24 protein-coding genes are annotated in these 20,443 nt (G+C 60.3%); 10 read left to right on the top strand and 14 right to left on the bottom strand.

What is annotated here, in order from left to right:
- Positions 1–161 precede the first annotated feature (161 nt).
- Complete coding sequence (locus EDF75_RS12455) at positions 162–1,088, top strand: LysR family transcriptional regulator (protein WP_133599616.1); 927 nt, start codon at positions 162–164, stop codon at positions 1,086–1,088.
- On the opposite strand, the gene mdcH is transcribed toward EDF75_RS12455, so the two are convergent.
- The 9 genes from mdcH to EDF75_RS12500 all read right to left on the bottom strand — a co-directional run bounded on the left by mdcH (position 1,078) and on the right by EDF75_RS12500 (position 9,388).
- Positions 1,078–1,980: a malonate decarboxylase subunit epsilon gene (gene mdcH, locus EDF75_RS12460; protein ID WP_133599987.1), complete on the bottom strand. Its 903-nt coding sequence runs from the start codon at positions 1,978–1,980 to the stop codon at positions 1,078–1,080. The genes EDF75_RS12455 and mdcH overlap by 11 nt on opposite strands.
- Complete coding sequence (locus EDF75_RS12465) at positions 1,980–2,597, bottom strand: malonate decarboxylase holo-ACP synthase (protein WP_133599617.1); 618 nt, start codon at positions 2,595–2,597, stop codon at positions 1,980–1,982. The genes mdcH and EDF75_RS12465 overlap by 1 nt, the downstream gene beginning before the upstream one ends.
- A 1-nt stretch (position 2,598) precedes the next feature.
- On the bottom strand, positions 2,599–3,558 hold the full coding sequence (locus EDF75_RS12470) for an AEC family transporter (protein ID WP_133599618.1): 960 nt from the start codon (positions 3,556–3,558) through the stop codon (positions 2,599–2,601).
- Between the two features lie 139 nt (positions 3,559–3,697).
- Entirely contained in the window at positions 3,698–4,498 is an 801-nt protein-coding gene (gene mdcE / locus EDF75_RS12475; RefSeq protein ID WP_133599988.1) for a biotin-independent malonate decarboxylase subunit gamma, read from the bottom strand.
- Positions 4,498–5,331, bottom strand: coding sequence for a biotin-independent malonate decarboxylase subunit beta (locus EDF75_RS12480; protein ID WP_045858433.1), 834 nt, complete (start codon positions 5,329–5,331; stop codon positions 4,498–4,500). Before EDF75_RS12480 ends, mdcE begins: the two co-directional genes overlap by 1 nt.
- Positions 5,324–5,623: a malonate decarboxylase acyl carrier protein gene (gene mdcC, locus EDF75_RS12485; protein WP_133599619.1), complete on the bottom strand. Its 300-nt coding sequence runs from the start codon at positions 5,621–5,623 to the stop codon at positions 5,324–5,326. The genes EDF75_RS12480 and mdcC overlap by 8 nt, the downstream gene beginning before the upstream one ends.
- Positions 5,624–5,633: 10 nt before the next feature.
- Positions 5,634–6,494, bottom strand: coding sequence for a triphosphoribosyl-dephospho-CoA synthase (locus EDF75_RS12490; protein WP_133599620.1), 861 nt, complete (start codon positions 6,492–6,494; stop codon positions 5,634–5,636).
- Complete coding sequence (gene mdcA, locus EDF75_RS12495) at positions 6,494–8,149, bottom strand: malonate decarboxylase subunit alpha (protein ID WP_045858428.1); 1,656 nt, start codon at positions 8,147–8,149, stop codon at positions 6,494–6,496. Before mdcA ends, EDF75_RS12490 begins: the two co-directional genes overlap by 1 nt.
- 204 nt (positions 8,150–8,353) lie before the next feature.
- On the bottom strand, positions 8,354–9,388 hold the full coding sequence (locus EDF75_RS12500; RefSeq protein WP_045858426.1) for an AI-2E family transporter: 1,035 nt from the start codon (positions 9,386–9,388) through the stop codon (positions 8,354–8,356).
- A gap of 267 nt (positions 9,389–9,655) precedes the next feature.
- Here EDF75_RS12500 and EDF75_RS27610 point away from each other — a divergent pair, with 267 nt between their 5' ends.
- From EDF75_RS27610 to EDF75_RS12515, 4 genes are all read left to right on the top strand, one after another.
- Positions 9,656–9,823 carry a protein YdgV gene (locus tag EDF75_RS27610; protein ID WP_462442466.1) on the top strand — a complete coding sequence of 56 codons (168 nt, stop codon included), beginning with the start codon at positions 9,656–9,658 and terminating at the stop codon, positions 9,821–9,823.
- Between the two features lie 119 nt (positions 9,824–9,942).
- Entirely contained in the window at positions 9,943–10,305 is a 363-nt protein-coding gene (gene mdtJ / locus EDF75_RS12505; RefSeq protein ID WP_123708103.1) for a multidrug/spermidine efflux SMR transporter subunit MdtJ, read from the top strand.
- Positions 10,292–10,621, top strand: a complete 330-nt coding sequence (mdtI, locus tag EDF75_RS12510) for a multidrug/spermidine efflux SMR transporter subunit MdtI (protein WP_045858422.1) — start codon at positions 10,292–10,294, stop codon at positions 10,619–10,621. The genes mdtJ and mdtI overlap by 14 nt, the downstream gene beginning before the upstream one ends.
- A 105-nt stretch (positions 10,622–10,726) precedes the next feature.
- The gene (locus EDF75_RS12515) at positions 10,727–12,883 is read left to right on the top strand and encodes a putative bifunctional diguanylate cyclase/phosphodiesterase (protein ID WP_133599621.1); all 2,157 of its coding nucleotides are present in this window, start codon (positions 10,727–10,729) and stop codon (positions 12,881–12,883) included.
- Between the two features lie 3 nt (positions 12,884–12,886).
- Here the strand turns inward: EDF75_RS12515 and EDF75_RS12520 are convergent, their stop codons facing one another.
- Complete coding sequence (locus EDF75_RS12520; protein ID WP_133599622.1) at positions 12,887–13,699, bottom strand: trypsin-like serine peptidase; 813 nt, start codon at positions 13,697–13,699, stop codon at positions 12,887–12,889.
- A gap of 654 nt (positions 13,700–14,353) precedes the next feature.
- Complete coding sequence (locus EDF75_RS12525; protein ID WP_133599623.1) at positions 14,354–15,271, bottom strand: LysR substrate-binding domain-containing protein; 918 nt, start codon at positions 15,269–15,271, stop codon at positions 14,354–14,356.
- Between the two features lie 116 nt (positions 15,272–15,387).
- On the opposite strand from EDF75_RS12525, the gene EDF75_RS12530 reads away from it, so the two are divergent.
- Together EDF75_RS12530 and EDF75_RS12535 are read left to right on the top strand one after the other, a co-directional pair.
- A complete protein-coding gene (locus tag EDF75_RS12530) occupies positions 15,388–15,999 on the top strand; it encodes a LysE family translocator (RefSeq protein ID WP_133599624.1) in 612 nt (203 codons plus the stop codon).
- A gap of 53 nt (positions 16,000–16,052) precedes the next feature.
- Positions 16,053–16,307 carry a hypothetical protein gene (locus tag EDF75_RS12535; RefSeq protein ID WP_133599625.1) on the top strand — a complete coding sequence of 85 codons (255 nt, stop codon included), beginning with the start codon at positions 16,053–16,055 and terminating at the stop codon, positions 16,305–16,307.
- A gap of 11 nt (positions 16,308–16,318) precedes the next feature.
- Here EDF75_RS12535 and ydgU read toward each other — a convergent pair whose 3' ends face one another.
- The 3 genes from ydgU to EDF75_RS12550 form a co-directional block, all read right to left on the bottom strand.
- Positions 16,319–16,402 carry a small membrane protein YdgU gene (gene ydgU, locus EDF75_RS27615; RefSeq protein ID WP_095103248.1) on the bottom strand — a complete coding sequence of 28 codons (84 nt, stop codon included), beginning with the start codon at positions 16,400–16,402 and terminating at the stop codon, positions 16,319–16,321.
- 69 nt (positions 16,403–16,471) lie between these two features.
- Positions 16,472–16,897, bottom strand: a complete 426-nt coding sequence (gene asr / locus EDF75_RS12545; protein ID WP_133599626.1) for an acid resistance repetitive basic protein Asr — start codon at positions 16,895–16,897, stop codon at positions 16,472–16,474.
- Between the two features lie 174 nt (positions 16,898–17,071).
- Positions 17,072–18,559: a carboxypeptidase M32 gene (locus EDF75_RS12550; RefSeq protein WP_133599627.1), complete on the bottom strand. Its 1,488-nt coding sequence runs from the start codon at positions 18,557–18,559 to the stop codon at positions 17,072–17,074.
- Positions 18,560–18,746: 187 nt separating this feature from the next.
- Here EDF75_RS12550 and EDF75_RS12555 point away from each other — a divergent pair, with 187 nt between their 5' ends.
- The 3 genes from EDF75_RS12555 (at position 18,747) to EDF75_RS27340 (ending at position 20,427) form a co-directional block, all read left to right on the top strand.
- Positions 18,747–19,586 carry an AraC family transcriptional regulator gene (locus EDF75_RS12555; RefSeq protein WP_133599628.1) on the top strand — a complete coding sequence of 280 codons (840 nt, stop codon included), beginning with the start codon at positions 18,747–18,749 and terminating at the stop codon, positions 19,584–19,586.
- A gap of 43 nt (positions 19,587–19,629) precedes the next feature.
- Positions 19,630–20,217, top strand: a complete 588-nt coding sequence (locus tag EDF75_RS12560; protein WP_133599629.1) for a LysE family translocator — start codon at positions 19,630–19,632, stop codon at positions 20,215–20,217.
- Between the two features lie 117 nt (positions 20,218–20,334).
- A complete protein-coding gene (locus tag EDF75_RS27340; RefSeq protein ID WP_217698319.1) occupies positions 20,335–20,427 on the top strand; it encodes a KPN_01571 family protein in 93 nt (30 codons plus the stop codon).
- Positions 20,428–20,443 lie beyond the last annotated feature (16 nt).

Here is a 20,443-nt window from a genome sequence, read left to right on the forward strand (position 1 = left end):
GCTGACCGGCATTTTTTTTGCCTTATCCGCGCCAGCGCCGCCTCACGCCCCGTTCGGCAATTCCTTGCTCTGCGTTAAAGCATTTACCGGCGTTACGGTTATACTGGCTTGAATTCACTCGAGAAATAGTGAGCCGCGGCGGAAATAGGGAGTGCAGCGCAGTGAAAGACGACATTAGCCAGGATATTACCTTCCGTAAGCTGGCGGTATTTATGATGTTTATGGCCAAAGGCAATATCGCCAGAACCGCCGAAGCGATGCAGCTCAGCGGCGTCAGCGTCCACCGGGCCCTGCATACCCTCGAAGAGGGGGTGGGCTGCCCGCTGTTTGTGCATAAGGGACGCAACCTGCTGCCGCTGCCGGCGGCCTGGACGCTGCTGGAGTATTGTCAGGACGTTACCACGCTGATGACGCGCGGGCTGGAGGCGACGCGAAAGGTCGCCGGCGTCGGCCAGGGACGGCTGCGGATCGGCACGCTCTATTCGCTCACGCTGGAGACGGTCCCGCGGATCATCATGGGGATGAAGCTGCGGCGCCCGCAGCTGGAGCTGGACCTGACGATGGGCTCCAACCAGATGCTGCTGGATATGCTGGAAGACGACGCCCTGGACGCGATCCTCATCGCCACCAACGAGGGGGAGTTCAGCAACAGCGCGTTTGACGTGGTGCCGCTGTTTGAAGACGATATTTTTCTCGCCGCGCCGGCGGCCGAACGGCTGGATACCACGAAACCCGCCGACCTTCGCGACTATGCCGACCGCAAATTCGTTTCGCTTGCGGAAGGATTTGCCACCTACGCGGGCTTCAGGGAGGCCTTTCAGGTTGCCGCCTTCGAGCCTGAAATCGTCACCCGGGTCAACGATATTTTTTCGATGATAAGCCTGGTGCAGGCCGGCGTCGGCTTTGCGCTGCTGCCCGGGCGGATGAAAAAGGTCTACGAAAATGACGTGCAGCTGCTAAAGCTGGCGGAACCCTATCAGATGCGCCAGCTGATCTCGATTGTCTATTCCCACCATCGCGAACGCGACGCGGACCTGCTGGCGCTGGCGGCGGAAGGGCGGATGTACGCCCGCAGCCTCAACGGCTGAGGCGCTTCGCCAGGTGCTGCGCCACTTCAACGCTGTTTCGCTCCATGCAGATGGCGTCGCCCTGCCAGCCTGCGAGGTAGGTCAGCCCGGTCAATACGCTGCCGGGCGGCATCTCAATCGCCAGCCGCGCGTCGCGCTGATTGGCGGAAACCATCGCATCCTGCCACTGTACGGTGCGCGCCATGTTGAAAGCTAAGTCTTCGGCGATTTTCTGCGGTTCCCACAGCACTCGGCCGGTTGATCCGCTGAGATATGCACGCGATGGGCGTGACAATGTCACGGATTCGAACGCCTGAGCTAATTCTGCCGCCGGTTTATCCAGCAAGGCACAGTGCGAGGGTACGCTTACCGCAAGCCGGGTAGCCTTGCTGGCTCCGGCGGCCAGCGCCTTTCTCGCGACCTCGGCCATATCCTCATCCCGGCCGGCAATCACTATCTGCGTTTCGGCATTAAGGTTGGCAATGAAGGTGCTGCTTCCCGCCATCAGCTTTTCAACCTGATTCAGCGTGAGGCCAACAATCGCCGTCATACCGTAGCCGTGGGGATACGCCCGCTCCATTAAATCCCCGCGCAGGGCGACGAGGCGCAGCGCGTCGCGAAAATCCAGCGCGCCGGCCACTACCGCCGCAGGGTAAGCGCCAATCGACAGGCCGCTGACGATGTCGGGCTTAACGTCGTGGCGAATAAGCTCGTTAGCCCATGCCACGCCGGCAATCAGCAGGCAAAGCTGTACCGCGCGGGTGTGCTTCAGCGCGTCGGCAGTGTCGAGCAAGCTGGCTCCATCGCCAAGTACGGCGCGGACTTCGGCAAGAACGGCCTCGCCGTCGGGCAGGTTTTGCAGCATTCCCGGGCGCTGGGTGCCCTGGCCGGGAAAGGTAAAGAGGATTTTCATCATGACTCCCTGTGCCACGGCGCAGCGGTGAGCCGCGGCCCGGTGGCGGTTTTCAGCAGAACGCGTCCTTCGCGCAGCCATTCGTTGAGCGCAAACGCGCCAAAGGGCGTTTCAATCTGGGTGTCGGCGCGGCACGGCAGCTTTTCCACCTGCGCCTGCCACTGCCTCAGTTCGTCGTCGGTCAGCGGTTCCGGGGCGCGAATCAGCAAATCGAGATCGCTGTCGGCGTGCAGGACGGGAATTTCGGTGGCGAGGGCATAGGCCGTACTGCCGGTAATGCCCCAGATCCACGGCCACGCAAAGGTGGTCAGCAAAATAGCCGCCTGAACGGGCGGCTGGGAAACAAACGGCGAGTGCAGCAGGCGCTGGCGCTCGACCAGCGCTTCCGGCGTGACGATGCGGGAAACGGCCTCGGCCTTAACCCATCCGGCGGCGCGCTGTTCGCGCTTTATGCCGCGCACGCCCACCGGAATATCGCCGCTATCATTCACGTCGCGCCGCACGACCACGGGCAGGCCCGGCTGCCACTGGCTGGCTACCCACGCCTCCTCGACGTTGAGCAGGGCGTCGCGGCTTTTCAGCCACAGTAAATCGTGCGGGCGCGAAGTGAATGTCATATCAAATGCCTGAAGTTAAGGTGATGAACAGCGGTAGCGACAGGATACACAGAACCGAGCTCAACAGCAGCACCGCTTCCGCATCCGGCGACTGCACGCCAAAGCGGTTACCAAACACCACCCCGAAGAAGCCCGCAGAGAGCGCGATCATCAGGATAGCGGTGATCGCCACGGAGCCGTGCAGGCCGAAAGCCACAACGATAGCCCAGGCGATAAACGGCTGGATCAGCAGCTTGGCGATGGTCGCAATGCCCACCATCGCGTTCAGCTTCAGCTTACGGGCAGACAGAATCACCCCGGTCAGGAACAGCGCCGCCGCGGTGGCCGAGAGGCCGAGCGGTTTGATTGCCGCCAGCAGCAGATCCGGCATTTTGATGCCAATCGCCGAGAGGATCACGCCGAGCAGCGGGCCCATCACGATCGGTTTTTTCAGCGAACGCCACATCAGCACCGGCAGCATCGCCAGCGTAGAGCCGCTGTTTTCACCGGCGGCACGGGCCTTTTCACGCTCCAGAATCAGCAGGCAGAACGGCGTCATCAGCACGGAGCCGCAGGCGATGGAGACGGCGACGGAGAGAGAGGTCGCGGAGCTTTCACCCAGCACGCTGCCGAGAATCGGCAGGCCAAGCGCGGCATAGTTCGGCAGCGCCACGGTGAGGGTCAGCACGGCGGCATCCTGCGGGGACTTTTTAAACACGCCGGTGGCCAGGAAGTAGATCGCCGCATAGGTGATCCACATCGCGCCGGTCAGCACCACAATCAGCGGCGACTGGGCAACAATGCCGGCCCACGGGGTTTGCACGGTAGCGCTGAACAGCGCGGCGGGCAGGGCAAAGTCCATTACGAAGATGTTAAGCAGCGACACGTTTTTGTTGTCGACCATTTTGGCTTTGCCGGCCCAGAAGCCCAGCAGCATGATCAGAAAAATCGGCGCAAGGGCATGAACAATTACATAAGTCATAGATCACCTGTAGTAAGAAAAATAGAGAACATTTGCGATGTTTATAATTTTCTAAAAGCGGCATGCCGTGGGCGCTATGCTGCGCCCGACGGTTGCCGCTTTCGGCAGGTCTTTTTTTACGTACTTCTGAGGTTGCCCGTTACCAGCTGGCGCGCATCCGTTCGCGAACCAGGGCAGAGCTGCGGCGATTCTCCGCGCCGAGACGGTTTTTCAGCGTTGGGTCTTTACGTGCATCGGAAATGGCCTTCTGCACGGTGAGCTCCACCAGCGCCAGATCGGCATCGGACGGCGCATCCGGGTTGCTGAGGTTCAGCAGGTCGGAGAGCAGGCCGAGGGTGGCGTAGTTGCTGACGTCATAGGCCATTGGCGGAATGGTCGCCGCCAGTTTTTCCAGCGCATCGACGGTGCGCAGGGTGATGCGGGCGGCGGACTCTTTGCCCATCGCGTGCACCAGTACGCCTTTATCGTTGATGGCAATCAGGCGATTAGCCTGATAACCGTGCGCCAGAAACGCCCCGGACATCGCCTTGCCGACGATCAGCCCGATCACCGGATGGCCCGCCAGGCGCGCTTTGGCGTAGGCACCTGCGGCACCGGCCAGCGCCTGGTGAATGCCGAACGCTTCTTCCCGACGGCCGTAGGCCTGGCTTGGGACGTCAATCACCGCCACGATCGGGCGCTTCACGTCGCGGTTCGCGTCGGCATCGATGGTTTCATTCACCACTTTTGCCAGCGTCCAGCCTTCCAGCAGGCCCACTTCGCCTTTTGCGGCGCGCGGATAGTGGTTATTGGCATCGGGCACCACGGCAATGAAGCGTACGGCCTCATTGTTCAGCTCACCGTCGGCGACCTGTACCGAAGGGCACAGGCCAGTCATGCGCGGCGCATTGGGCGCCAGTTTTTCCAGCCACAGGGCTCCACGGCTATTGGACTGAGTCATCATTTCACCTCCCCGGCGAAAAGCTGTTTGATCTGCGCGGTATCGGCCTGCTGACGAGTGTCAAAGTTGCTCAGACGGGTCAGGAAGTCGGCATATTTGTCGCTGCGGTTTTGTGCCGGAACGCCTTTGGCGATGGCGTCGTTCATGGCGGTTTTCACCGCGTTGACGCCGTCACCGACCAGCGCATCCACCAGGCCGCTGGCATAGCGGATTTCGCCGCCGGTCATGCTCCAGATAAACGGGCGATCGCGGGAGTCGTACTCTTCGATCCCGGCTTCCTGCTCGATAACCTGCGGGCCGTTCAGGCCAAGACGCGCTTCGCGGGTGACGATCAGGTAGCTGCAAAGCGCGGCGGCAATCGACATCCCGCCGAAGCAGCCCACGGTGCCGGTCACGATGCCGACCACCGGGGTATAGCGACGCAGATCGACAATCGCCGCGTGGATATCGGCAATGGCTGCGAGGCCAAGGTTGGCTTCCTGCAGGCGCACGCCGCCGGTTTCCAGGCACAGCACCGCCTGGGTTGGGATGCCGTTGCGGTTATCTTCCGCCGCCAGCTCCAGCGCGGCGGCCATTTTGGCCCCGGAGACTTCGCCCATGCTGCCGCCCTGGAAGGTGCCTTCGATGGCAATCACCACCGCTGACTGACCGTTAATGGTGCCGCGAGCGACCACCATGCCGTCGTCGGACTGCGGTACCACGCCCTGCGGCGCGAGCCACGGCGACATAATGCCTTCGAACGGGTCGAGCAATTCGCGGTAGCTGCCTTCGTCCAGCAGCGCGTGGGCACGTTCGCGGGCCCGTAATTCGATAAAGCTGCGATCGTTACGCATGAGCCACCTCTTCAAATACCTGTTCGATACGAATGCGCGCCACGCCGGGGGTTGCGCCGAAGTCGTGAACGATCAGCTTGCCGGCCGGCAGGCCGTTGATCAGATTCAGGCGATCGAACAGCGCATTCCAGCGGCGGGTGCTGTTGTCCACGGAGGTGGTGATATCAATGCTGAGGGTTTCCCCGGCGGCTGCGGTGAACAGTACTTCCATATCACCGGAGCCTACAACGCCTGCCAGAGCTTTACCGCTGACGGTGCGGCTGGCAGGAAATGACAATGTAATGTGTTCCATAACATCCTCTTTAAATTGAGCAAGACGCGGGCTGGCTGACCCTGTCAAGAAACAGCGTGGCGGCGAGAAGATCCGCGGCACCGCCGGGCGAAGCGTTAAGGGCGAGCATCTGGGCATCAAGCACAGCGAGCGCTTCGCGACCCTGTGCCGTGGCGCAACCGCCGGCGTTCAGTACCGCGCGGGCGCCTGCCTGCATCGCTTCCAGGCCGGGCATGCCGGCTCGGGAAAGCACACAGGTATCGCTGAGCGAGGTCATGATCGCCATCAGCGCGTCAAGGCGGGCTGCGCTCTCGTTCGCCCCCATTGCACGGCTGCGTAACAGCTGCGGCAGCGCGAGCCGCATCACGTGCGGAAACGCCTGCTGCGCCTCTTCACGTGCACCCGGCACCCGGTACTGATGCGTGGCTTTCAGCCCTTTGCTGAAGGTTTTCGGCGCGGCGCCGTCCGGCAGGCGGGCGAGCAGGGCGGCGGATTGTGCAATCTGCCGTGCGCCTGCGTTACCGCCATGCATTGCCACGGCGCTGACCAGTAAACCGAGCGCCCAGATGGCGCCGCGGTGGGTGTTCACGCCGCGGGTGGCGGCCATCATCTGCCGTTCGCCTTCGCGCCCTAAGCGGCCAACGGTTTCGCGCAGGGCGATGTCGGCGGGGCGCTGCCAGCTTTGCTGGGCCAGCTGCAGAAACGTTGGGGCCAGGCTGTGCGCCGAGCGCTCCATCAGCGCCAAAGAGAGGTCGTGATGGGCGCCGTTTCCCCGGCTGTCCACCAGACCCGGCTTCGGGCTTAATCGCGCTTCGTCGATCAGACAGTCGCGGGCGATGAACGCCAGCTCTTCTGCCTGCACCTCGGCATAAGTCTGTGACAGGAGTTTCATTACCAGCTCCGGAATTTTGCCGGTGGGTTATAGAGTCCGTCGGACCACTCCACCAGATCGGCTACGCTGCCGGCGGCCAGCAGGGAGCGGGTGGCATCGCTGCGGCGAATGCCGATGTCTTCCGGATAAACCACCTTGCCGCTCTGGCGCAGCGCGGCAACGCGCTTCGCGTCGACGCCAAGGCCGATATCGGTGATCCCGGCGACCGCCGCCACCATCGCCCGGCGCTCTTCCAGGCTTTCGGCACGGTAGAGGTAGGCAATGCCTTCTTCGGTGAGCACGTGGGTGACGTCATCGCCGTAGATCATCACCGGCGCCAGCGGCATCCCGGAGGCTTTCGCCACCTCGATAGCATCGAGTTTTTCGACGAAGGTGGGCTTCACGCCGGCCTGGAAGGTTTCGACCATCTGCACCACCAGCTTTTTACCGCGCTGCATCGGGTCGGGCTCGGTGATCATATTCAGCCAGGCCGGGGTTGCGTGGCGGCGGCCGTGCGGGTCGTGGCCCATATTGGGGGCGCCGCCGAAGCCTGACAGCCGGCCGCGGGTCACCGTTGACGAGTTGGCGAGGCCGTCAACCTGCAGGGTTGAGCCGATAAACATATCGACCGCATATTGCCCCGCCAGCTGGCAGAAGGCGCGGTTGGAGCGCATGGAGCCGTCGGCGCCGGTGAAGAACACGTCCGGACGGGCGCGGATGTACTCCTCCATCCCCAGCTCGCCGCCGAAGCAGTGCACGCTTTCCACCCAGCCGCTTTCAATGGCGGGGATAAGCGTAGGGTGCGGGTTGAGCGTCCAGTGCTTACAGATTTTGCCCTTCAGGCCCAACCGTTCGCCGTAGGTCGGCAGCAGCAGCTCGATAGCGGCAGTGTTGAAGCCGATACCGTGGTTAAGAGACTGCACCTGATGCTCGGCGTAGATGCCCTTAATGGCCATCATCGCCATCAGGATATGCTCCTGCTTGATGAGGCGCGGGTCGCGGGTGAACAGCGGTTCGATAAAGAACGGCTTATCGGCGACCACCACGTAATCGATCCACGAACCCGGAATATCCACGCGTGGCAGGTCGCACTCGTCGTCGACCAGTTCGTTCACCTGGGCAATGACGATGCCGTCGTGGAAGGCCGCGGCCTCAACCAGCGCCGGGGTGTCTTCGGTGCTCGGCCCGGTATAGAGGTTGCCTTTGCGGTCCGCTTTATAGCCGGCAATCAGCGCGACGTTCGGCGAAAGATCGACGTACAGGCGGGAGTAGAGCTCGATATAGGTATGAATGGCGCCAATCTCCAGCAGACCGTCCTCCAGCAGCTGCGAGATGCGCAGGCTCTGGGTGCCGGAGAAGGAGAAGTCGAGCTTGCGGGCGATGCCCTTTTCAAAAAGGTCCAGATGCTCGCTGCGCCCGACGCTCGGCATGATCATATGCAGGTCGTGGACTTTTTGCGGGTTTACCTCCGCCAGCATGCGGGAGAGGAAGTCGGCCTGCTTCTGGTTATTGCCTTCCAGCACCACGCGATCGCCGGGGGCGAGCAGATGCTCCAGCGCGTCGACCAGCTGTTCGCTGGGGATAACCTTACCGGAGACGTTGGCGGCGGCCAGTCGCCGCTGCTTTTCCGTCCGGCGGCGGTTCCAGACCCGTCCCGTCGTTTGTTCGGCATTCATTATTAACCTCCTGATTCGACAAATCGTTTTGACTGTCATGGTGTGGAAGTTAGTGTGCGACGCGAGGCGCAGGGCATCAATTAAGCCCGCGGACAGACTGTTAGCTTAAGAGTAATGAATGACGGACGCAGGATGTGACGAGGATCAATAATGCTAAAGGAGTAGTGGTCTACGGGCCGGCTGGCCCGTAGTGGGAGTGGGAGGTTAATCCTTGCTGAGGTCGCTCAGCAGGAAGGCGATGCTCTGTCCGCTCTCGCTCTGTTCAAGGGCAATTTTAACAATGATGGTCAGCGGCACCGACAGCAGCATCCCCACCGGCCCCAGCAGCCAGCCCCAAAAAATCAGCGACAGGAATACCACCAGCGTTGAGAGCCCGAGCCCGCGCCCCATAATCCGCGGTTCGAGGATATTGCCGAACACTAGGTTGATCACCAGATAGCCCGCGAGCACGATCAGCGCGTCATACAGGCCGCCGAACACCAGCACCTGTAAAATAGGCGGAATGGCCGCCAGCACCGAGCCGATATTGGGAATATAGTTGAGCGCGAAAGCCAGCAGCCCCCACACAAAGGCAAAGCGCACCTCCAGCAGCACCAGCATGCCCCAGACGACCAGCCCGGTGACCAGGCTAATTGCGGTTTTCAGCACCAGATAGTGCGAGACGCTGTCGAGCGCGCGCTGGATTGCGCCCATGCCCTCAACCGGGCGGGTCATCAGCTGCTGCAGCTTGGCCGGCAGCTGCGGTACTTCCAGCAGCATAAACACCACCGTCAGCAGCAGCAGGAAGATCGACGACATGGCGTTAGAGAGCTGGGTGAGCAGGCCGGTGACCATCGTCATCACCGCGTTGGGGTCAATATATTTGTTCAGCTCGACGACGGAAACGGTAAAGCCGAACCGCTGCAGCCACGGGGTGATGGTCTGCACCGGTTCGGATAGCGAGGCGCGGTACTGCGGCAGGGTGCGCGCCAGCTCGTTCAGGGAGGTGCCCAGCGAGGCCAGCAGGACGATCGCCAGCATAACGATCGCGCTGATTAAGAGCGAGATCGCCAGCACCCGCGGGACACGGCAGCGTACCATCAGCTGCACCAGAGGGTTAAGGACCACCGCGAGAAACAGCGCCAGAACGAAGGGGACGATAATATCCGCGGCGAAGCGGATGCCGGTAAGGATGATGACCAGCATGCCCAGCATGATGACAATCTTTAATCCGTTAAGAGTGATGATGGGTTTGGCCATACGAATCCCTGAAAATAGAGCCTGTTTTCCTCACATTGTAGACGCAGATGCGGATAAAAAATCACGACTTTTTTGCGCGTACAGCGTGGAGTATTTGTTCGCCACGCCTCTGCCGCCGGCGATAAAATCATCAGGCGACAAAATTAAAATAACGACGCGCCATCATAATGGCGATCGGCATCAGGAAAAGCTAATCTAAATCAAATAGCCGAGGTAAAGAAATGCAAAGGCTTTGAGTATAATGTAGCATTATGCTACAAATTAGCTGTGTATAACTACCGAGGACAATTTTCATCCGCAATGACGAGAAGCAATACCGCGGATAATTGTAATTTTATGGACAATCAGTTCAGTATCTATATTTGTTATCTCCCTTCGCTTTCCCGCACAAACTCACGCTTTGCTGGCGAACAGCACTGGCGTTCAGCGCTTTAGATCCCTCTCTCTGCCTGAGCTGGCGCAGCGTTGCGCACGGCTAAATCTACGTCAGAATTTTTCGGTTTACCTTTGCTGTAGGCCGTAATGGATTATATTCTCAAGCAGGAGAAGGGATCATGTTTTATTGGATTTTATTAGCACTTGCTATCGTTGCAGAAATTACCGGGACCCTTTCGATGAAATGGGCGAGCGTCAGCGGTGACCACACCGGTTTTATTTTGATGCTGGCAATGATTGCACTTTCATATATTTTTCTGGCCTTCGCGGTTAAAAAAATTGCCCTCGGCGTGGCCTACGCGCTGTGGGAAGGTATCGGCATTTTGCTGATCACGCTGTTCAGCGTCCTGCTGTTTGACGAGACGCTCTCGGTGGTCAAAATGGCGGGTCTGGCGACGCTGGTGGTCGGGATTGTTCTCATCAAGTCCGGCACCAAAAAGGCGGTGAAGCAGCCAGAAGAGAGGACCCATGCAACAGTTTGAGTGGATCCATGCGGCCTGGCTGGCGCTGGCCATCGTGCTGGAGATTGCCGCTAACGTCTTCCTGAAGTTTTCTGACGGCTTTCGCCGCAAGATCTACGGCGCGTTGTCACTGCTCGCCGTGCTGGGCGCGTTCAGCGCGCTATCGCAGGCGGTGAAGGGGATTGAGCTGTCGGTAGCCTATGCGCTCTGGGGCGGCTTCGGTATCGCGGCGACCATCACCGCCGGCTGGGTCCTGTTCGGCCAGCGTTTGAACAGCAAAGGCTGGATCGGCGTGATGCTGTTGATTATCGGGATGGTGTTAATAAAACTGGCCTGATTGAACGCCGCCTGCCCGCGCAGGCGGCAAAATCTGTTCTCTGTATTACTCTTTAAAAAAGAGTATATTCGGTGCGTTTTTCCCCAGCCGCGATGAGGACAGATAATGGTTAACTTGCCTGGTTGGCGTCATCTTCCTTCGGCCAAAACGCTTGCGGTCATTATTCTCCTCGCCGGAATAGGCCTGATCGCTTCCGTTATTTCCCTGCTTTATCTGTCGCAGCACCTGATTGGCATCAAGGCGAACGAGATCGACCGCCACCGCTCGGTGCTTTCGGTTAACGGCGCGGTGCAGACCTCGGTGAACCGCGTTATGTCGCTGGTGCTGGATAACTCCATCTGGGACGACGCCGTTAAGCAGACCTATGCCCCAACGCTCGATACCAAATGGCTGTTTGATTCCTGGGGTTCGGGCTTCAAAATAAATAACCTCTACGACGGTACCTTTGTCCTCGATCAGCACTACCGGGTGCTGTGGGGATCGTTTCGCAGTCAGTCCTTTAATGAGACGGATATCGGCTTTTTTGGCCGCGGGCTGCAGTCGATGATCGCCGAGCACGGCGCGGCGCTGCGCAACGGAACCAGCGCCTACGCCGGGATAACCCGAACCCGGGAGGGGATTGCCTTTATCGCTATTGGCCTGATACGCCCGACCATGGGTCGCCTGCAGGTGTACGACGATACGCGGCGCTATCTGGTGATTACCCGACACATCAACCCCGATATGCTGCAAAAGCTCGGGGATACTTTTCAAATTCGTCATCTGCACACCACCGAAACCAGCGGCGACTATAGCGTGGCGCTGCGCACCAACGGCGGGGAGATTATTAGCTACCTCAGCTGGCAGCCGCGGCTGCCGGGAGCGGAGGCGGCTCAGGCGGCATCCGGCAGCATTCGCCTGATCGCGCTGGTGGCCGCCAGCCTGATCCTGCTGTTCATCCTCTTTAGCTGCCTGGGGCTGTATAAGCTGGCGCGCGGAGAAAAGCTGGCACGCACCATCGCCATGACCGACTGGCTGAGCCGGCTGCCCAACCGGCGGGCGCTGATTGAGCGCCTCAACGTAGTGTGTGAACGATCGCAGCACGAGATGCAGAGCGTGGTGTTTATCGACCTCGACGGCTTTAAAGACGTTAACGATAACTACGGGCACGACGTTGGCGATGCGCTGATTACCCACGTCGCCCGCGAGCTGCAGGAGAGGGTGCCCGCCGGGGGGATGCTGGCGCGCATGGGCGGGGACGAGTTTGCCATGACCGTCGGCGGCGAGCAGGCGATAAGCCAGGCGTCGGCGTTCGCCTGGGCGGTGCTGGAAATGCTGAAATCGCCGATTGACCTGAGCGATCGTAAAATCTATATCAGCGCCAGCCTCGGGATCGCCAGCGGAGCGCCGGCCCTGTGCTCGAGCACCGAGCTTTTCCGCCGCGCCGATATCGCCATGTATCATTCGAAGAAAACCGGAAAGGGGCGCACAACCTGGTACGACGAGGCGCTGAGCGACGCCAGGCAGTATCAGCTGAATCTGGAAAACGGCATCCGTCAGGGGCTTGAAAACGACGAGTTTGACGTCTGGTATCAGCCGATAGTCAACGCCGGAACCCTGACCATCGAAGGCGTGGAGGCGCTGATACGCTGGCCGCGGCGCCCCCAGGGCGCGCTGCCGCCGGACGTCTTTATCAGCGTCGCCGAAAGCAGCGGCCTGATTTACGCGCTCGGCCAGTTTGTGCTCCATCGCGCCTGCTGCGACCTGCAGCCGATGGGGGACCTGATGCTGTCGGTAAATATCTCGCCGGCGCAGTTTCGCGACCCGGAGTTTGAGACGCGCGTGGTGCAGGTCCTCGCCCGCTGCCATTTCCCGGCCCGTCGCCTGCAGGTTGAAGTCACCGAGAGCTACGTGATGGAGAACCCCGAACGCGCCCGCGCGGCCATTGAAAACATGAAGGCGCTGGGGGCGGCCGTTGCGTTGGACGATTTCGGCATCGGCTACTCCAGTATTGGCTATCTGCGCAGCTTCAGTTTTGACACGCTGAAGATTGATAAATCGCTGGCCGGGCTGGTCGACACCGATCCGCAGGCGGCGGAGCTGGTGCGCGGTACCGTGCGCATCGCCGGCGCGCTGGGCATGACGGTGGTGGCGGAGGGAGTGGAAAATCAGCAGCAGCTGGCGCTGCTGCGTCGTGCGGGATGCGACAAGCTGCAGGGCTACTATTTTAGCGAGCCGATGCCGATTGCCTCTTTGCTTCAGCTGCGCCAGCAGCAGGGGTAGCGGTTACTCGCCGGCCAGCGTCTCCAGCTTGTCGCGAAAACCGGTCACCGAAATGGCCCGATTGTCCGCGCGCCAGCGATCCTTCGGCCCCGGCGCCGAGCTCTGGACGGCAATCACCTGCCAGCCGGTTTCGGTTTTTAACAGCAGCGGGGAACCGCTATCGCCGGGTAGGGTATCGCACTGGTGCGACAGAACCGAGGTCTGGGCCCAGCCGGTCACGATGCAGTCCTGATGGTTGTACAGATTATCGAGGTGATCTTCCGGGTAGCCGGACTGAGTCACCTTGCGCTCGGCGACCTTTAGCGCGGCGGTCAGGTCGGCCTTACTGCCGGGAAACAGCGGGATCGGGTCGATTCCGGAAGGCGCATAGCGCAGCACGACTAAGCCAAAGTCCGAAGGCGCGGCGGCGGAGGGGACTATCCAGCCGTCGCCGTCGGCCTTCAGGCGCCTGCCTAATGACGGGTCCACGCGACCCTCGACGCCGTGGATTTCGTAAACCCAGCCGTTTTTGCGCGAGATAAAGCGCAGGGCGACGACTTTATCCGGCTTACCCTTCGGCGGCGTCAGCAGGCAGTGCCCGGCGGTCAGCGCCAGGTTGGGGGAGATCAGAGTGGCGGTGCACAGATTGCCGCTGGCTGTTTCCAGCTGGCCGATGGCGTCCCACGGGGCGTCGGCGGGGTTGCTTACCGGCTTGCGGTCATCATGACCAAAAAACAGGGTCTTGATATCTTTCGCGCTCATGCCGTCATCGTCAGCCTGTGCAAACAGAGGAAACAGGCAAAATGAACACAGTAATAACAGTACGTCTCTACGCATATCACTCTCTGAGGAGATAATTATACTCACCACCCTGCTGGCCACCCGAGTGCGCCGGGGATGATTGTGGCTATATTGAAAGTAGCAGGAGATTTAAGTTTATGAAAGTTAACAGTAATTTTAATTAAATCAGCACGCCGTCAGCCCCCGGTAAAGTTGCCGCTTTGAACGCAAAGAAGGTCGATAACTCAACCAGTTAGCGCGCATTTTTTGCTGCTGTCATTTCCGCAGAAACCGGCCCTGGAAGCAACAGATATCGGGTTACAGAAAGTACCAAAAAGAGGGCGCCATCTGCGACCGGACATGATGCGTTTTTCCGGCGTTTGTTAATAAAAATCATTAGAGTAATACTATATAAAACAGACAACTTCACAAAAAACCGTCCTTTTTTACACCATTTGTGCTTACTTGCAAAACGAAACATTTTCTCACTCAAAAGGCTGTTATTGATAGCAGCCGTTGAGCAAGCAGAGATGTTGTCCCCGCGATGATATCGGTGATTTCTGGCTCCAGTCTCGGGAGGACGTATGTCGAAAAAAGGTATTCGTGCGTTGGTTTATGTATCCGTCGTGTCCGTCTTTATCTGGGGCGCTGCGGGGTATCTGGTGGCGCAGGCGGTCAGCGTTTTGTAAGCCATCACCACATCGCTGCACGTCATCGCGGGGCCTTTCCCCGACGAAGGATCCCGTCGGGAAAAGGCCCCGGAACGTGCGCGAGCAAAAACGCCTGCAGCAGAGCAATCGGCTGCGGGCTGAGCGTATTTGCAGACCACACCAGATAGTATCCCTCACCGGTAGCGACGGCCTGCGAAAACGGCAGCGTCAGCAGTCCCGCCCGCAGCGCCTGCTGGCTAAGCAGCAGATCGCCCACCGAAACGCCGTGACCGCTCATGGCCGCCATATTGCCCTGTTCCAGGCTATCGAAAACCAGCCCCTGGGAGAGATCTACCGCCGGATGCTGCCCGCTATGCTGCAGCCAGCGCCGCCAGTCCCGGCGGTCGGTGGTCGGGTGAATCAGCGGGCAGGAGGCTAAATCTTCCCGCGCCGCCGGGGTCATTGCCGGCGCGCAGACCGGGATCAGCCACTCGGCGAACAGCAGCGTCTGGCGCTTATCCGCGCCAAAGTTTCCGTCACCGAGGAGGATCGCGCAGTCGTACGGCTCCCGCGCGAAATCAACGCTGTCCTTATCCATCCATACGCTGCTGAGCTCGATTTCAGGGCGCTGATGCTGCTGGCGAAAGCGCTGCAGTACGTCCAGCAGCCAGCGCATGGTTAGCGTCGAGGGAGCCTTCAGCCGCAGCTTTCCCGCCTGTCGGCGCAGCGAATGGCAGGCCCTGTCGATGGCCGAAAAGCTCTCCTCCAGCGCGTTTGCCAGCTGCCGCCCGGCATCGGTGATGATCACCTTTGGCCCCTGACGAATAAACAGCCGGCACTCGAACCACGCCTCCAGGGCAGCGATATGCCGGCTGACGGCGCCGGGGGTGACGTGCAGCGCGGCGGCGGCCCGGCTAAACGAGCCCAGACGCGCGGCGGTTTCAAACGCGCGCAGGGCGTAGAGGGGAGGCGTCGACATCGTCATGGATCTCTATTGTGAGTCATACTCACATTCAAACTCACCATTTCTCGTTTTTCAACCTGTTAATCAAAGAACAGAATGCAGAACTCTAAATCATTGAGTGAGTTATTATCATGAACTACATGCTGGTGGCGGGATATTGTCTGACGGTCGTGGCCCTGATTGCGACCCCGGGACCGGTGGTGCTGCTGGTGACCGGGACCGCGGCGCGGGAGGGTTATGCCCGGGCGGTACGGACGATGATCGGCGGCAATCTGGCCTCGCTGCTGCTGATTGCCGTCGCCGCGGCAACGCTGACCGGCGCGCTGCGCCTCGACCCGCAGGCGCTGACGCTGGTGGCGATCGGCGGATCGCTGTACGTTGCCTTTCTGGCGGTAGGAATGCTGCGCGAAACCTCAGCGGCTCGCCCGGCGGCCCGGCGCGGCGGGCTGACGGCGGGATTTATCACCGCCCTGGGTAATCCCAAAGATATTCTGTTTTTTGTCGCGTTTTTTCCGCAGTTTATCCATATCACCGCCGATAGCGGCACGAGCCTTGGGATCCTGACCGCGCTGTGGGTGGTTATCGACCTCAGCGTACTCTCATTTTATATTCTCGCCATTCATCGCTGGCTGACGCCGGCGCACACCCGGCTGTTAACGACGATTTCGGCCGCTTTCCTGCTGGTCCTCGCCCTCTACGGCCTTGGCTACAATCTCTGGCAATTAATTGGTAGTCGGGCCTAGGTCCGCGTAAAGAGGCTATGGTTGAAGGGGGCTACCGGTGAGGAGAGTGAACGATGATCGAGAATGACGCGCTGCGCGCGGCGGTAAACGGTGAAAGAGACGATATTGCGCCCGCGCTTTTCGCCGCCGAGCTTCTGGCTGCCCGGGAGAGAATTACGCAGCTGGAGCGGCAGCTGGCAACGCCGGTGAGGCTGCCGGTGTGCTGTGCGAGTCCGGTCTGTGAGATTGAAGCGGGCTATGCGGCAGGGGTCAGCGATTGTCGAAATGCGATACGTCAGGCGGGTTATCCGATCGAAGGGGATGATTAAGCGCTGCCGCGTTAGTAGAGAAAAAAGCGGGTCGCAACCAGCGCACAGATAATCAGCAGGATCAGAATGAGCTCGAAACGGTAGCGCCGCAGCATAGTATCCTCCAGAAAAAAACGGCGCTGAAGCAGCGCCGATTTATTACGATACCAGACTAACCGGATGAATTATGCAGCCGGCTGTGCAGCAGGTTTAGCCGCAGCGTGGTGTTTAGCTTTGTGGTGTTTTTTAGCGGCCTGAGCTTTCTGAGCTACGGCAGGTTTAGCAGCGGCTTTGTGGTGTTTTTTAGCAGCCTGAGCTTTCTGGGCTACGGCAGGTTTAGCAGCGGCTTTGTGGTGCTTTTTAGCGGCCTGGGCTTTCTGAGCGGCAGCCGGTTTAGCTTCTGCTTTTTTGTGTTTTTTCGCAGCCTGAGCTTTCTGCTCTGTGGCCGGTTTAGCGGCGGCTTTATGGTGTTTTTTGTGATGAGTGGTCTTGGCAGTGGTGCTGTGAGTTGCAGCAGCCGGAGCCTGAGTGGTGCTTACCGCATCAGCAGCGAAAGCAGCAGAAGACAGACCCATAGCAGCGGCAACGACCAGAGCTAATACTTTTTTCATTCTGATATCCTCGAAAAGGTTTTTTTCATTCAACCCCACTGCGGGGCCGGTGAAAGAACTATATGCTTCTCTTTTCGAGCTTTCCGTGAGTGTTTGGTATCGGCGTGTAACCGAATGTACGACGCGGTTCATCATGCAGAAATAATGCGCCGGGACGTTGCCCGGCGCGGAGTTTTACAGATAGCGGGAGGTCAGATGCTGGCGGAAGTAGTCGCTGTTCAAATCTTCCCCGGTGGCGTTGTGAATCAGCTGGGAAGTGGTGAAGCGGCTGCCGTGCTGCCAGATGTTCTGCTGCAGCCAGTCGAACAGGCTGGAGAAGTCGCCGCTGGCAATCTGGCTCTCGAGCTGCGGCAAGGCGCGTCTGGCGGCCGCCATCAGCTGCGCCGCGTACATCGCCCCCAGGGTATAGGAAGGGAAGTAGCCAAAGCCGCCGTCGGTCCAGTGAATATCCTGCATACAGCCGTTGCGATAGTTACCGGTGGTGGAGAGTCCCAGCCAGCTCTGCATTTTTTCATCCCACAGCGCCGGGATATCGTCAACCTCAATGTCGCCATCGATCAGCGCCCGCTCAATCTCATAGCGCAGAATAACGTGCGCCGGATAGCTGACCTCATCGGCGTCCACGCGAATAAACCCGGGCTTAACGCGCTGATTCCAGGCAACGAAGTTCTCGCTGCTGAACGCCGGCTGCTCGCCGAAGCGCTGGCGCACGGCAGGCAGCAGGCGGTTTAAAAACGCGTCGCTGCGGCCCAGCTGCATTTCGAAAAACAGGCTTTGTGATTCATGGATCGCCGTCGAGCGGGCGAGGGCGACCGGCTGATCGATCCAGGTGCGCGGCAAATTCTGCTCATAGCGGGCGTGGCCCGTTTCGTGGATAACGCCAAACAGCGCGCTCAGCAGATCGTCTTCGTTGTAGCGGGTGGTGATACGCACGTCCTGCGGCACGCCGCCGCAGAACGGATGGGCGCTGATGTCCAGACGCCCGGCGTTGAAGTCAAAGCCCAGCACGCGCATCGCTTCCAGCCCCAGCTCGCGCTGTTCGGCGATAGGGAACGGGCCCTGCGGCGCGATGAGCGGATGCTGGGCCTGTTTCTCAACCACGTTCGCCAGCAGCGACGGCAGCCAGGATTTGAGGTCGGCAAACAGCACGTCCAGCCGGGCGCTGGTCATATCGGGTTCAAAAATATCCAGCAGGGCATCGTACGGCGAACAGCCCTTAGCTTCGGCGCGCAGGGCCGCCTCCTGGCGGCTCAGCCTGACGACTTCGCGCAGGTTATCGGCGAAGCCTTCCCAGTCATTGGCCGGACGCTGGCTGCGCCAGGCGTGTTCGCAGCGGCTGCCGGCCAGCGATTTAGCCTCAACGAGGCTCTCCGGCAGCAGGGCCGCCTGGGCGTGCTGGCGGGTCATTTCGCGCAGGTTGGCCTGCTCAACGTCGTTAAGATCTTCCTGCAGGGCGTTCTGCAGCGCCTGAGCCACGCTCTTATCGGTCAGGATTTGGTGCTGCAGCACGCCCAGCTCCGCCAGCGCCGCGCCGCGCGCCGCGCTGCCGCCCGGCGGCATCATGGCGAACATATCCCACCCGGCGATGGCGCCCAGATGTGAAAAGCGCGACAGACGCTGAAAAGTATGGGTAAGCTGCTGATAGTTTTTGTTTTCTGCCATAGTAAATTCTGACCTGTTGCAAGTGAACGAGAGGCATAGCCTGTTGACCCCTACACTATCCTGATCCTCCGGGCGGGTCGAGCGACGCGAGTGAATTGCCTGCCGGGATTGGCGATGCGCTGAACTGCACAAATCTTCCAGACAGACGTAAAAGGATAGACAATGCTGATGGCGTGGGGGAGAGATTATGACAAACGACTGGCTTGAGCTGCGACAGCATGCAGATTCGGGAATTGAAACCATCAAGGCGCACTTCGAGGGGCATGCCTACGATCCGCACTGGCACGACAGCTATCTGGTGGGGATAACCCTGTCCGGGACCCAGCAGTTCTCCTGTCGCCGGGAACGCCATCGTAGCCATCCCGGCGACGCCTTCCTGCTTGAGCCCGGCGAGATCCACGACGGCGACGCGCCGGTGGCGGGGGGCTTCACCTATCTGACCTTCTATCTCGACGAACGCTGGCTGACGCACACCCTGCAGGGCCTCTACGAGTCGGTTCCCGACAGCTACTCGCTCCATTTTCCCCGCACCCTGACCCGCGAGCCGCGGCTGGTTCGGGCTATCGGCGAGACGTTTTCAACGCTGCACGGCAATGAGATGCGCATCGTGCAGCAGAGCCGTATGGATGACCTGCTGGCCCAGCTCACCGCGCACTGCAGCTGGCGGAAGAAGCTGCCGTCGCATATTCGGAGCGCGGCGGTGGCGCACCGGGCGAGGGATTATCTGTATGCGCATATGGGCGACAATATCGGTCTTGCCGACCTGGCGGCGGTCACCGGGACCGATCGCTTCACGCTGACGCGCTGTTTTAAGCGCGAGTTTCACCTCGCGCCGCACGCGTGGCTTATCCAGCTGCGGCTGGCGAAAGCGCGACAGCTGCTGGCCTGCGGCGAGCTGCCGGTGGACGTCGCCGCCGCGACGGGGTTTGCCGATCAAAGCCATCTTGGCCGCTGGTTCCTGCGTTCGTATCGACTCACCCCGGCCCACTACCGGCGCCTGTGCACAAACCTTCCAGACGTTTCCTGAAAATAGCCGCACAGTGGTGGCTCCTGACAACAAGGAGTCACCCGTGGATCTGCTGCCCTATCTGCTGTTTGCCTTCGTCGCCTCCATTACCCCCGGGCCGACGAATATCCTGATCCTCACCAACAGCCAGCGCTATGGCGTACGCGCGACGCTCTCTGCGGTGGTGGGAGCCTGCGTCTCGGCCAGCGTCATCGTCCTGATCTCCGGCGCCGGCGCCGGGGAGCTTTTGCATCATCATCCGCTGGTCCGCCAGCTGATGAGCTGGACCGGCGCGCTGTGGCTCAGCTGGCTTAGCTGGCAGCTGTTCAACGCTCCGGTGCCGAATTTGCAAACGTCCACGGCTGCACGCTTTACCGCTCGCGCTGCCGCGCTGCTGCAGATAGTTAATCCGAAGACGTGGATGATGGCGCTGGCGGTGGTTGGCCTGTTTGCGCCCGCCGGCGAAGGTGCGATGTGGAGCATTGCGCGGATGGCGGCGTGGTTTTTAGTGATTTCGCTGCTGTGCCTGGCAGCCTGGGCGTGGCTGGGACAGATCGTCAACCGGGTCTTTCGCACCCCCGCGGCGCTGGTTCGCTTCCAGCGCGCGATGGCGCTGCTGCTGTTGATTTCCGCGTGGGCGGGAATGCTGTAGCAATCCCGCGACGGCGGCGGTCATCATAATGTCATCATGATGTGGCCAGGATAGCAGATTCTTTCTCAGCCAGCGGCTAAACTCATAGGGAGCCAGGGCCGCTGATGCGGGGTTAATATGAATCCGTTCACCTTGCTGTTTATCGCACTCCTTTCAATCGACGCCGTCAGAGAGCTGCTGGGGGCCTCATCGATACTGGGTATGTGGTGAGCAGCGTGGCCGTGAA

Origin of the sequence: Klebsiella sp. BIGb0149 (genome assembly GCF_004362605.1) — a bacterium.
Lineage (GTDB): Bacteria > Pseudomonadota > Gammaproteobacteria > Enterobacterales > Enterobacteriaceae > Klebsiella > Klebsiella terrigena.